Origin of the sequence: Mycobacterium tuberculosis H37Rv, assembly GCF_000195955.2 — a bacterium.
Taxonomy (GTDB): domain Bacteria; phylum Actinomycetota; class Actinomycetes; order Mycobacteriales; family Mycobacteriaceae; genus Mycobacterium; species Mycobacterium tuberculosis.
The window spans coordinates 3,430,314-3,442,625 of the sequence record NC_000962.3; the positions used below are offsets into that span (position 1 = coordinate 3,430,314).

Consider the following 12,312-nt stretch of genomic DNA (forward strand, 5'->3'; position numbering starts at 1 on the left):
CTACTCACGTGTGGACGCACGAGCCTCCTTTGTGTACATTTGTACATGTACAAATGTACACAAAGGAGGGGTCTTGATCTACCTATACCTCTTGTGCGCGATCTTCGCGGAAGTGGTGGCAACCAGCCTGCTCAAAAGCACGGAAGGGTTCACTCGGTTGTGGCCCACGGTGGGCTGTCTAGTGGGTTATGGCATCGCTTTCGCGCTGCTGGCCTTGTCGATCTCGCACGGCATGCAGACGGACGTCGCCTATGCGCTGTGGTCGGCAATCGGTACGGCCGCCATTGTGCTGGTCGCCGTACTGTTTCTCGGCTCGCCGATATCTGTGATGAAGGTGGTTGGCGTCGGCCTGATTGTCGTCGGCGTGGTCACGTTGAACCTGGCGGGTGCCCATTGACCGCAGGCTCCGACCGCCGTCCACGCGACCCAGCCGGTCGCCGGCAGGCGATCGTCGAGGCGGCCGAGCGCGTGATCGCTCGCCAGGGCCTTGGCGGGCTGAGCCACCGCAGGGTTGCCGCGGAGGCCAATGTACCGGTCGGGTCGACGACCTACTACTTCAATGACCTCGACGCGCTGCGGGAAGCCGCGCTCGCGCACGCCGCAAACGCCTCGGCCGACCTGTTGGCGCAGTGGCGCAGCGACCTCGACAAGGACCGCGACCTGGCCGCGACCCTGGCCCGGCTCACCACCGTCTACCTGGCCGACCAGGACCGCTATCGCACGCTCAACGAGTTGTACATGGCGGCAGCTCATCGACCGGAACTGCAGCGCTTGGCCCGGCTGTGGCCAGATGGTCTACTCGCGCTGCTCGAACCGCGCATCGGTCGACGAGCCGCCAACGCGGTCACCGTGTTTTTCGACGGCGCTACGCTGCACGCGCTTATCACCGGTACCCCGCTGAGCACCGATGAGCTCACCGATGCCATCGCCAGGCTGGTTGCGGACGGCCCGGAACAGCGCGAAGTGGGACAATCTGCCCATGCGGGACGAACCCCCGACTGACACCGCAGCGGCTCCCACCACCGGTGCGGCACCTGAGATTGACACCGCCCGCGAATACGAAGTAACCGCCGAATACCAGTCCTGGCGGGTCGTCTGGGGAAGCGCCGCAGCATTGCTGACGGTCGGCGTCGGGATAGGCGCGGCCATCCTCCTCGGGTGGTTCACGTTAGCGCACCGGCACCCGGACCAGCCTGGGGCGGCCGCGACACCACCCCCTGCGGGGCTAACAACACGGTCCGCGCCCACCGCCGCCCCGCCGTCAACGCTGCAAAGCCCAGACCTGGACAGCGTCTTTCTTGGCAACCTGCACGATCGCGGCATCTCGTTCACCAACCCCGATGCCGCCGTCTACAACGGCAAGATGGTCTGCACCAATCTCGGCGGCGGCATGACCGTGCAGCAGGTGGTCGAGGCATTGCAGAGTAGCAGCCCTGCACTTGGCGACCGGACAACCGCTTACGTGGCCGTCTCGATTCGCACGTATTGTCCGAAGTACGACGCTGTGCTGCCACCGGGATCCTGAGTGGAGCTAAGGGGACTCGAACCCCTGACCCCCACACTGCCAGTGTGGTGCGCTACCAGCTGCGCCATAGCCCCATGAAGTGATGCCCATCGAAGCTACACCACCGCCGGAAAGCGTTCAAAGCCCCAGGTCAGCGAGCCTCACCCGATGACCCGATCGACCACTTCGCGGGCGGTCTGCTGCACCTCGACCAGATGTTGCGGTCCACGGAAGGACTCCGCGTAGATCTTGTAGACGTCCTCGGTGCCCGACGGACGCGCGGCAAACCACGCATTGGCCGTCGTCACCTTCAATCCGCCCAGCGCAGCACCGTTGCCGGGCGCGGTCGTCAGCTTTGCGGTGATCGGCTCACCGGCCAACTCGGTGGCGCTCACCTGGTCGGCCGACAGCCTGGCCAGGCGGGCTTTCTGCTCCCGATCGGCGGGCGCGTCGATCCGCGCATAGCACGGCCCACCGTACTCGCCGGCCAGCGCGTGATATCGCTGCGACGGCGTAGCCCCGGTGACCGCCAGGATCTCGGCGGCCAGCAGCGCCATGATGATGCCGTCCTTGTCGGTGGTCCATACCGATCCGTCCCGTCGCAGAAATGATGCCCCCGCCGATTCCTCGCCGCCGAAGCCCAAGGTGGCGCCGATCAGACCGTCGACGAACCATTTGAATCCGACCGGTACCTCAACGAGTTGACGGCCGATCCCGGCGACCACCCGGTCGATGATCGACGAGCTGACCACCGTCTTGCCCACGGCGATGCCGGCCGGCCAGGACGGGCGGTGGGTGTAGAGATATTCGATGGCCACGGCCAGATAGTGGTTAGGATTCAGCAGCCCTTCGTCAGGGGTGACTATGCCGTGTCGGTCGGCGTCGGCGTCGTTGCCGGTGGCGATCTGGTAGCGCTCCCGGTTGCCGAACATCGTTCGGATGAGCCCAGCCATCGCATCCGGTGAACTGCAGTCCATCCGGATCTTCCCGTCGGTGTCCAGGGTCATGAACCGCCAGGTTGCGTCGACCAGCGGATTGACCACGGTCAGGTCTAGGCCATGCCGGTGGGCGATCTCACCCCAGTAATCCACGCTGGCCCCGCCGAGCGGGTCGGCGCCGATCCGCACCCCGGCCTCGCGAATGGCGGCGATATCGACCACGTTCGGCAGGTCATCGACATAGTGGCCCAGGTAGTCGTGTCGCTGGGCGGTGCGTAACGCGCGGGCCAGCGGCAACCGCTTCACCATCGACCGAGCGAGCAGAATCTCGTTGGCACGCTTGGCTATTGCGGTGGTCGCAGCGGTGTCCGCCGGGCCACCGTTGGGTGGGTTGTACTTGATGCCGCCGTCGGACGGCGGGTTGTGCGACGGCGTCACAACGATCCCGTCGGCCAGCGCTTCGGTCCGGCCGCGGTTGTAGGTCAAGATGGCGTGGCTGATTGCCGGCGTCGGCGTGTAGCGGTCGCGGGAGTCGACGACGGCCACCACCTGATTGGCGGCGAGTACCTCCAGCGCCGATACCCATGCCGGTTCCGAAAGGCCATGGGTGTCACGGCCGATGAACAGCGGCCCGGTGGTCCCCTGGGCGGCGCGGTATTCGACGATAGCCTGGGTGATGGCCAGAATATGTAGTTCGTTGAACGTTCCGGTCAGGGCTGAGCCCCGGTGCCCTGAGGTGCCGAAAGCGACCTGTTGAGCGAGGTCGTCGGGATCGGGTTCGATCGAGTAGTACGCAGTCACCAGATGGGGCAGGTCGACGAGGTCTTCGGGCTGGGCCGGTTGACCGGCTCGTGGGTTGGCCACCATGGCTACCAATTCTGCCCACAGGCCCTACAGTGCGAAGCGCAGCATTAGCACACCGAGAGGGATCGACCAGTGCCAAACCACGATTATCGCGAGTTGGCTGCGGTTTTCGCCGGCGGAGCGTTGGGTGCGCTGGCCCGAGCAGCGCTGAGCGCACTCGCCATCCCCGACCCAGCCCGGTGGCCATGGCCGACGTTCACGGTCAACGTCGTCGGCGCCTTCCTGGTGGGTTATTTCACCACCCGGCTGCTGGAGCGATTGCCCCTGTCGAGTTATCGACGCCCATTGCTCGGCACCGGATTGTGCGGCGGACTGACCACTTTCTCGACGATGCAGGTCGAGACGATCAGCATGATCGAACACGGTCATTGGGGTTTGGCCGCTGCCTACTCCGTCGTCAGCATCACCCTCGGATTGCTGGCGGTGCACCTGGCCACGGTCTTGGTACGCCGAGTGCGGATACGCCGATGACGGCCTCGACGGCCCTGACGGTGGCAATCTGGATCGGCGTGATGCTCATCGGCGGTATTGGGTCCGTGTTGCGTTTTCTGGTCGATCGCTCGGTGGCCCGCCGGCTGGCCCGGACTTTTCCCTACGGCACACTGACGGTGAACATCACCGGAGCCGCGCTGCTGGGGTTTCTGGCCGGCCTGGCGTTGCCGAAAGACGCAGCCTTACTGGCCGGCACGGGGTTCGTCGGCGCCTACACCACCTTTTCCACCTGGATGCTAGAAACCCAACGGTTGGGAGAGGACCGCCAGATGGTTTCGGCATTGGCCAATATCGTCGTCAGCGTTGTGCTCGGTCTAGCCGCGGCGCTACTCGGTCAGTGGATCGCCCAGATATGAACGAGCAATGCCTGAAGCTGACCGCGTATTTCGGCGAGCGGCAACGCGCTGTCGGCGGGGCGGGGAGGTTTCTGGCCGATGCGATGCTGGATCTGTTCGGCTCCCATAACGTCGCGACCAGCGTGATGCTGCGCGGTACCACCAGTTTCGGGCCAAAGCACGAGTTTCGCTGCGATCAATCGCTGAGCCTGTCCGAGGACCCGCCGGTGACCGTCGCCGCCGTCGACATCGAATCGAAAATCCGCTCCCTGGTCGACGACGTCACAGCGATGACCGACCGCGGCCTGGTGACCCTGGAACGGGCGCGACTGGTCACCCGGCACAGCGGCGCCGAGGAATTCGGCGACATCGACAGCCGAAACGGAGATGCCGCCAAGCTCACCATCTACGCCGGCCGCCAGGTGCGGGTTGCCGGGGCGCCGGCCTACTACACCATCTGCGAGCTTTTGCATCGACATGGATTCGCAGGTGCCACAGTGCTGCTCGGCGTCGACGGCACGGCACACGGTCGGCGCCGCCGGGCCCGGTTCTTCGGCCGCAACGTCAATGTTCCACTGATGATCATTGCCGTCGGAACGCCTGCACAGGTTGCCGTGGCCGCAATGGAACTCACCGCAGCACTGCCTAACCCGCTGCTGACCATCGAACGGGTGCGGCTGTGCAAGCGCGACGGCGAGTTGTTCGCCCGCCCCCAACAGCTGCCGCAGACCGATGACCAGGGACGCACCCTGTGGCAAAAGCTCATGGTTCACACCGCCGAAGCAACCCATCATGAGGGGCTGCCGATCCACCGAGCGCTTGTCCATCGACTGATGCAGTCCGAAACGGCGCGGGGCGCTACCGCGCTGCGCGGCATCTGGGGCTTTTACGGCGACCATAAACCCCATGGGGACAAGCTATTTCAGCTGGTGCGTAGGGTGCCGGTGACCACGATCATCGTCGACACACCCCAGGCTATCGCGCGCAGCTTCGACATCGTCGATGAGCTGACGAACTGGCACGGGCTGGTAACCAGTGAGATGGTCCCTGCGGCCGTGTCACTCACCGGGTCACGGGATGGCACGCAAAAGACCGGTGAAACCCCACTGGCGCGCTACGACTACTGAGTGCCAGCCGCCAGATTGGTCAGATCCCACGTCGGGGACGCTTACCCAACCCGCGATGCGAACATCCATTTGTCGGCCAGCGCCGATACCCAGCCCGCTACGACCTCAGGATTATCCGGTGGCACCTCGACCAACACCAACTCGTCAACGCCCAGTTCGCGAGCACATCGACATCACCAACCTGAGGATTAGCCAGGGCCACGGCCAGCCGCAGTTCGCCACGATCACGACCCGACTGTTGCCGTCGAACGATGCGACGTCGTCGCGCCATAATGTGCGCATTGCAGCGACGTATTCGGCGGTGCGCTCTGCGCGCCGCTCGAATGGCACTCCGAGCGCGTCGAACTCCTCCTTGGACCATCCGACGCCACGCCTAGTGTCAGCCGCCTACCACTCAACCGATCCAGGCTCGCCGCTTCTTTGGCCACTATCACCGGGTTGTGCTCAGGCAGCAGTAGCACGCCCGTCGCGACGTCCACCCGCGACGAGGCGGCAGCGGCGAAACTCAACGCGATCATCGGGTCAAGCCAATCCGCCTGTGCCGGAACCGCGATGACGCCGTCGCGGGAGTAGGGATAACGCGACGCGGGCCGGTCCACCATCACGACATGTTCGCCGACCCACAAGGTGGCGAAGCCACAGTCGTCCGCCGCAACCGCGACGGCATCGACGACCGCCGGGTCGGCGCCGGCACCTATTCCAGCGCGTGCAGTCCCAGTCACATCGCACGAGCGTCTCACACAGGCCAATTGGCATTAGCGGCCGTTGAGCAACTGCGCCAAGACGGCCGCATGGCTGCGTGCCACGTGGCGCGTCGCGGTCACCGGGGTCACAACGCTGCGCCCGGTCAGCTTGCGCAGCTCGGCTAGTGCCGCGCTGTCGTGCAGCTCCTCCTGGTAGCGCGACGCGAATTCGTCAAACCGCTCCGGCTGGTGGTGGTACCACTCGCGCAGCTCTTTGGATGGTGCGACGTCTTTGCACCAGATGCCCACCCGCTGGTCATCCTTGCGGATTCCGTGCGGCCAGATGCGATCGACCAGGACACGCTGGCCGTCGTCGGGATCGATGTCTTCATAGACGCGGGCCACCCGCACCCGTGTCTCGCGCACCATTGTGCCAGCGTATAGCCGTTACCGCGGGGGCTTATCCACAGCCACCGGCGCCACCAGTTGTCCCGGTCTGTGCAGGCTGCTATTCTCGAACACATGTTCGAGACATTGACCGCGATCGACCCGGATGCCGAGGAAGCGGCGTTGATCGAGCGAATCGCCGAGCTGGAGCGGCTTAAGTCGGCAGCCGCGGCTGGCCAGGCGCGGGCGGCGGCCGCTGTGGACGCCGCCCGCAGAGCCGCCGAAGGAGCTGCCGGGGTGCCGGCTGCGCGCCGTGGACGTGGGCTGGCCAGTGAGATTGCCCTGGCTCGACGAGATTCACCAGCCCGGGGCAGCCGGCATCTGGGGTTTGCCAAGGCCTTGGTTTACGAGATGCCACACACGCTGGCCGCCCTGGACTGCGGCGCCCTCTCGGAGTGGCGGGCCACCCTGATCGTGCGCGAAAGCGCATGTCTGGATGTCGCGGACCGGCGCGCATTAGATGCCGAGTTATGTGGCGACCCCGGCGACTTGGAGGGGATGGGCGATGCGCGGGTGGTCGCGGCCGCCAGGGCGATCGCCTATCGGCTGGACCCGCAGGCCGTCGTCGACCGGGCGGCCAACGCCGAAAATGACCGTACGGTCACCATTCGGCCGGCACCGGACACCATGACGTATCTGACCGCCCTGTTGCCAGTCGCCCAAGGCGTGTCGGTGTATGCGGCGCTGACCCGAGCGGCAGACACCCGCTGCGACGGGCGCTCCCGCGGCCAAGTCATGGCCGACACCCTGGTCGAACGGGTCACCGGCCGCGACGCGGCGGTCCCGACCCCGATCGCGGTCAACCTGGTCATGTCGGATGAAACGCTGCTGGGTGCGGCCAACACACCGGCGCAGCTGTGCGGCTACGGTCCCATTCCTGCGGCCGTGGCACGGACCATGGTCGCTAGCGCCGTCACCGACCAGAGATCGCGGGCCACCCTGCGCAGGCTCTACGCTCATCCTCAGGCCGGGGCGCTGGTGTCGATGGAATCACGGGCGCGGCTGTTTCCCCGCGGTCTGGCCGCCTTCATCGAGCTGCGCGATCAGCGTTGCCGCACCCCCTACTGTGACGCGCCGATCCGACACCGCGACCATGCCCACCCCTGGGCCGACGGCGGCCCGACCAGCGCGCACAACGGGCTTGGGACCTGCGAACGCTGCAACTACGCCAAACAAGCCCCCGGCTGGCGGGTCAGCACAAGTGTCGACGAAAATCACACGCACACAGCCGAATTCATTACCCCGACAGGCAGTCGACACCGGTCCGGCGCCCCGCCGCACCTGCCTGCGGTCACCGTCAGCGAACTCGAGGTCCGAATCGGCATCGCGCTCGCTCGATACGCCGCCTAGTAGTGGTAGGTGTCAGTCGGAGCCGGCATGTGAACCGGTTCGTCCTCGAAGTCGGACACTTCGATGCCGTAGGCGCGGGCCAGATCGAGGATCTTGGTGGCCCGGGCAATGCGCGGCAGGTCAGACCCGTTGCGGATCTCGCCCCCGTCGCGGGCGAACTCAGCGAAAAATTCCTTCGCCCAGACGATTTCGTCCTGCGACGGGGATAGCCCCTCATTCACCACCGGACATTGGTCCGGCGAAAGGCAGATCTTGCCGGTCATGCCAAACTCGGCGGAGACGGCCGTGGCCTCGATCAGCTTGAGCGCGTTGGAGCCGATGGTCGGCCCGTCGATCGCGCTGGGCAGACCGGCGGCCCGGGCCGCGATGGTAAAGCGCGACCGCGCGTAGGCCAATGTTGCCGGGTCTTCGCCAAAGCCGGTGTCCCGGCGAAAGTCGCCGATACCGAAGGCGAGCCGGAAGGTGCCCTTGGCCGCAGCAATCTCGTTGATGCGCTCCAGACCCCGCGCCGTTTCGACCAGTGCAACGATCGGCACGTTAGGTAGTCGTTTCGCGGTCTCGGTGACATGGTCCACCGATTCGACCATCGCCAGCATCACTCCGCCAACGGGGCTATCGGCCAACATCGCTAGATCGTCCGCCCACCAAGGTGTGCCGAAGCCGTTGATGCGCACCCAGTCAGCGTTTCCGTCACCAAACCAACGCACGGCGTTGTCCCGGGCGGCATGCTTGTCTTTGGGAGCGACCGCGTCCTCGATATCGAGCACGACGATGTCGGCGCGTGAGTGCGCGGCGGACTCGAACCGGTCGCCGTGCGCGCCGTTGACCAGTAACCAACTCCGCGCGAGAACCGGATCGATACGAGACCCGGCCACCGGATCCGCCGTGTTGGTATCGACCTGTTCATACATTGAGGTCATCTAGTGTCTCTTCGCTCAGTCGATGTCGACATTGTTCTCCTTAAACCGTAGCGACGTCGCAAATCGGATTGGCAGGATGCCCCGCAAAACCCACGTCCATGGTGTTGGATGGCGTGGTGTCCGACACTCGCCGCAGCCGGACGATAGCGGCCCGGCAGCAAACCATCTGGGACGTCCTGGCCGACTTTGGTTCCTTGAGTTCATGGGTCGAGGGCGTCGACCACTCCTGCGTCTTGAACCACGGTCCCGACGGCGGAGCTCTAGGCAGCACCCGCCGCGTGCAGGTCGGCCGCAACACGCTGGTGGAGCGTGTCATCGAGTTCGACCCACCCACGACACTGGCCTACCGCATCGAGGGCCTGCCCGCCCGGCTGCGCAAAGTCACCAACCGCTGGACACTACGGCCGGCCGATCCTGTAGGCGCGGTGACGGTGGTCACCTTGACCAGCACGATCGAAATCGGCGGCAACCCGCTGGCGCGTCTGGCCGAACTTGTCGTCGGCCGCGCCATGGCCAAGCGGTCCAACACGATGCTCGCCGGGCTGGCACAACGATTGGAGGACAAACATGGCTAACCGTCCCGACATCATCATCGTGATGACCGACGAGGAACGTGCGGTGCCGCCGTACGAGTCGGCCGAGGTGCTCGCCTGGCGTCAACGCAGCTTGACCGGCCGCCGTTGGTTCGACGAGCACGGGATCAGTTTCACTCGGCACTACACCGGTTCGCTGGCGTGCGTGCCCAGCCGCCCGACGATTTTCACCGGCCAATATCCGGATCTGCACGGCGTCACCCAGACCGACGGCATCGGCAAGCGATTCGATGATTCGCGGCTGCGCTGGCTACGGGCCGGCGAGGTGCCGACGTTGGGTAACTGGTTTCGCGCGGCCGGGTATGACACTCACTACGACGGCAAGTGGCACATCTCGCACGCCGATCTGGAAGACCCCGCGACCGGTGCACCACTGGCCACCAACGACAACGAGGGCGTCGTCGACTCGGCCGCGGTGCGGCGTTACCTCGACGCCGACCCGCTCGGGCCATACGGCTTCTCCGGGTGGGTGGGCCCCGAGCCCCATGGGGCGGGGTTGGCCAACAGCGGTTTTCGTCGCGACCCGCTGGTCGCCGATCGTGTCGTCGCGTGGCTGACCGAGCGCTACGCCCGGCGGCGCGCCGGTGACACCGCCGCGATGCGCCCGTTCTTGCTGGTGGCCAGCTTCGTCAACCCGCACGACATCGTGCTGTTCCCGGCATGGGTGTGGCGCAGCCCGCTAAAGCCCTCCCCACTGGACCCGCCACACGTACCGGCGGCGCCGACCGCCGACGAGGACCTGTCGACCAAGCCGGCCGCGCAGGTCGCCTACCGGGAGGCGTACTACTCCGGATACGGCCTAACGCGTATGGTCAGCCGCAACTATGCCCGCAACGCGCAGCGCTACCGGGACCTCTACTACCGCCTGCACGCCGAGGTCGACGGGCCGATCGACCGTGTGGGCCGCGCGGTCACCGAGGGCGGATCCGAGGATGCCATGCTGGTGCGCACCTCCGACCATGGCGATCTGCTCGGAGCGCATGGCGGACTGCACCAGAAGTGGTTCAACCTCTATGACGAGGCAACCAGGGTGCCGTTCGTCATTGCCCGCATCGGCGAGAAGGCAACCCAACCGCGCACGGTCTCGGCGCCCACCTCGCATGTCGACTTGGTGCCGACGCTGCTTAGCGCGGCCGGCGTGGACGTAGACGTGGTGGCCGCGGCCCTGGCCGAATCGTTCTCCGAGGTGCATCCGCTGCCCGGTCGTGACCTGATGCCGGTCGTGGACGGGGCTTCGGCCGACGAGGGTCGGGCCATCTACCTGATGACGCGTGACAACGTGCTCGAAGGCGACACCGGCGCGTCCCTGCTGTCGCGGCAACTGGGCCGTATCGTGAATCCGCCTGCACCGCTGCGCATCAAGGTGCCCGCCCACGTCGCCGCCAACTTCGAGGGATTAGTCGTACGGGTCGATGACACCGACGCCGCCGGTGGTGCCGGGCACCTGTGGAAACTGGTGCGTACCTTCGACGACCCGGCCACCTGGACCGAACCCGGTGTGCGTCACCTGGCCACCAACGGCATGGGCGGCGACGCCTATCGCACCGATCCACTGGACGACCAGTGGGAGCTCTACGACCTGACCGCCGATCCCATCGAGGCATACAACCGGTGGACCGACCCACAACTGCACGAGCTGCGACAGCATCTGCGGATGCTGCTCAAACAGCAACGTGCGGTATCGGTACCGGAACGCAACCAACCGTGGCCGTATGCTCATCGACTGCCGCCGAGCGGGGCATCCAACGGTTTGGTGCGGCGAGTGTTGGGAAGGTTCGTGCGCTAATTGCAGAAGCTGCTATTCACCATCGGGTTGGCCCTGTTCCTGATCGGCCTGCTTACCGGATTGGTCATCCCGGCACTGAAGAACCCGCGCATGGCGCTGTCGAGCCACCTCGAGGGGGTCCTCAACGGGATGTTCCTCGTCGTGCTCGGCCTGCTCTGGCCGCACATCGATCTGCCCGAGGCATGGCAGGTTATCGCGGTGGCGCTGATCGTTTACTCCGCCTACGCCAACTGGCTGGCGACCCTGCTCGCGGCGGCCTGGGGAGCGGGCCGTAAATTCGCGCCCATCGCGACCGGCGACCACAAAGCCCCGGCCGCCAAGGAGGGATTCGTCAGCTTTCTGTTGTTGTCCCTCTCGGTGGCCATCGTGATCGGCGTGGTCATCGTCATCATTGGCCTCTGACGGCGACCCGTCCAACTACGCCAGCCGCGCTAGCTCGGCCTGAAGCTTGTCCAGATATCGAAGCGTCGGGTCGCGAGGCTCGGTCGGCAGCTCCAGCAAAACCCGCTCCACCCCTAGATGCCGGTATCCCTCAAGGTCTTTAGCCGCCGCTTCACCCCACTGGCACACGGTCACCGGCACGTCGCCCCCGGCCATGGCGCGCAACCGCTGAAGCGGACCCGACAGCCGCTGCGGTGATGGACTGATCGCGATCCACCCGGCATTGAGCCGGGCTATCCGCGGGAAGTTCGCCGGTCCCCCGCCCACATACAGCGGAGGATAGGGCTTTGTCACCGGCTTCGGCCAGCAGTAGATCGGATCGAAGTCCACATATGTCCCATGGAATTCCGCCTGCTCCTGCGTCCAGATCTCGATTATCGCGCGCAACCGCTCATCGATCACACGTCCGCGCACCGCAGGGTCCACACCATGGTTGGCGACTTCTTCGCGCAACCAGCCCACACCCACGCCGAAGCGAAACCGTCCCTGCGACACCAGATCCAGCGAGGCGACCTCCTTGGCCGTGACGATCGGATCGCGTTCCGGGATCAGCGCGATGCCGGTGCCTAACACCAGTGACTGGGTGGTAGCTGCCGCGGCCGCCAACGCCACAAAGGGATCCAGGGTGCGGTAATACTTCTCCGGAATTGGGCCACCGCCCGGGTAGGGGCTCTGCGTGTTGACGGGAATATGGGTGTGCTCGGCGAGGAACAGCGACTCAAACCCGCGGTGCTCGAGTGCCGCACCCAGCTCCGCCGGGCCGATTCCCTCGTCGGTGACGAACGTCAGGACACCGAATTGCATGCTTGCTCCCATCGTCTTGTGGCTGCAA

At 65.7% G+C, this 12,312-nt stretch carries 15 protein-coding genes and 1 tRNA gene; 10 read left to right on the plus strand and 6 right to left on the minus strand.

Annotated features, from left to right (window positions below):
• Positions 1–73: 73 nt before the first annotated feature.
• From mmr to Rv3067, 3 genes are all read left to right on the plus strand, one after another.
• A complete protein-coding gene (gene mmr / locus Rv3065; RefSeq protein YP_177922.1) occupies positions 74–397 on the plus strand; it encodes a multidrug resistance protein Mmr in 324 nt (107 codons plus the stop codon).
• Positions 394–1,002, plus strand: a complete 609-nt coding sequence (locus Rv3066; protein ID NP_217582.1) for a DeoR family transcriptional regulator — start codon at positions 394–396, stop codon at positions 1,000–1,002. The genes mmr and Rv3066 overlap by 4 nt, the downstream gene beginning before the upstream one ends.
• Positions 1,003–1,114: 112 nt before the next feature.
• On the plus strand, positions 1,115–1,525 hold the full coding sequence (locus tag Rv3067) for a hypothetical protein (protein ID NP_217583.1): 411 nt from the start codon (positions 1,115–1,117) through the stop codon (positions 1,523–1,525).
• Position 1,526: 1 nt separating this feature from the next.
• Here Rv3067 and alaU read toward each other — a convergent pair.
• Positions 1,527–1,599: transfer RNA gene (gene alaU / locus Rvnt37), tRNA-Ala, on the minus strand.
• Between the two features lie 66 nt (positions 1,600–1,665).
• A complete protein-coding gene (gene pgmA, locus Rv3068c) occupies positions 1,666–3,309 on the minus strand; it encodes a phosphoglucomutase PgmA (RefSeq protein NP_217584.1) in 1,644 nt (547 codons plus the stop codon).
• A gap of 69 nt (positions 3,310–3,378) precedes the next feature.
• Between pgmA and Rv3069 the strand changes: the two genes are divergently transcribed.
• Genes Rv3069 through Rv3071 form a run of 3 tightly spaced genes read left to right on the plus strand, consistent with a single transcriptional unit; the run spans position 3,379 to position 5,260 of the window.
• On the plus strand, positions 3,379–3,777 hold the full coding sequence (locus tag Rv3069; protein NP_217585.1) for a fluoride ion transporter CrcB: 399 nt from the start codon (positions 3,379–3,381) through the stop codon (positions 3,775–3,777).
• The gene (locus Rv3070) at positions 3,774–4,154 is read left to right on the plus strand and encodes a fluoride ion transporter CrcB (RefSeq protein ID NP_217586.1); all 381 of its coding nucleotides are present in this window, start codon (positions 3,774–3,776) and stop codon (positions 4,152–4,154) included. Before Rv3069 ends, Rv3070 begins: the two co-directional genes overlap by 4 nt.
• Positions 4,151–5,260, plus strand: coding sequence for a hypothetical protein (locus tag Rv3071; RefSeq protein NP_217587.1), 1,110 nt, complete (start codon positions 4,151–4,153; stop codon positions 5,258–5,260). Before Rv3070 ends, Rv3071 begins: the two co-directional genes overlap by 4 nt.
• 224 nt (positions 5,261–5,484) lie before the next feature.
• On the opposite strand, the gene Rv3072c is transcribed toward Rv3071, so the two are convergent.
• Together Rv3072c and Rv3073c are read right to left on the minus strand one after the other, a co-directional pair.
• On the minus strand, positions 5,485–6,009 hold the full coding sequence (locus Rv3072c) for a hypothetical protein (protein ID NP_217588.1): 525 nt from the start codon (positions 6,007–6,009) through the stop codon (positions 5,485–5,487).
• 6 nt (positions 6,010–6,015) lie between these two features.
• Positions 6,016–6,372, minus strand: a complete 357-nt coding sequence (locus Rv3073c) for a hypothetical protein (protein ID NP_217589.1) — start codon at positions 6,370–6,372, stop codon at positions 6,016–6,018.
• Between the two features lie 93 nt (positions 6,373–6,465).
• On the opposite strand from Rv3073c, the gene Rv3074 reads away from it, so the two are divergent.
• Positions 6,466–7,740, plus strand: a complete 1,275-nt coding sequence (locus Rv3074) for a hypothetical protein (RefSeq protein ID NP_217590.1) — start codon at positions 6,466–6,468, stop codon at positions 7,738–7,740.
• Here Rv3074 and Rv3075c read toward each other — a convergent pair.
• Entirely contained in the window at positions 7,737–8,660 is a 924-nt protein-coding gene (locus Rv3075c) for a hypothetical protein (protein NP_217591.1), read from the minus strand. The genes Rv3074 and Rv3075c overlap by 4 nt on opposite strands.
• A gap of 98 nt (positions 8,661–8,758) precedes the next feature.
• Between Rv3075c and Rv3076 the strand changes: the two genes are divergently transcribed.
• Genes Rv3076 through hab form a run of 3 tightly spaced genes read left to right on the plus strand, consistent with a single transcriptional unit; the run spans position 8,759 to position 11,441 of the window.
• Complete coding sequence (locus Rv3076; RefSeq protein NP_217592.1) at positions 8,759–9,235, plus strand: hypothetical protein; 477 nt, start codon at positions 8,759–8,761, stop codon at positions 9,233–9,235.
• Positions 9,228–11,039 carry a hydrolase gene (locus Rv3077; protein ID YP_177923.1) on the plus strand — a complete coding sequence of 604 codons (1,812 nt, stop codon included), beginning with the start codon at positions 9,228–9,230 and terminating at the stop codon, positions 11,037–11,039. Before Rv3076 ends, Rv3077 begins: the two co-directional genes overlap by 8 nt.
• Positions 11,040–11,441 (plus strand): hydroxylaminobenzene mutase, encoded by a 402-nt coding sequence (hab, locus tag Rv3078; RefSeq protein NP_217594.1) that lies wholly within the window; start codon positions 11,040–11,042, stop codon positions 11,439–11,441. It abuts the gene before it with no gap.
• Positions 11,442–11,456: 15 nt separating this feature from the next.
• Here hab and Rv3079c read toward each other — a convergent pair whose 3' ends face one another.
• Positions 11,457–12,284, minus strand: coding sequence for a hypothetical protein (locus tag Rv3079c; protein ID NP_217595.1), 828 nt, complete (start codon positions 12,282–12,284; stop codon positions 11,457–11,459).
• Positions 12,285–12,312: the final 28 nt, after the last annotated feature.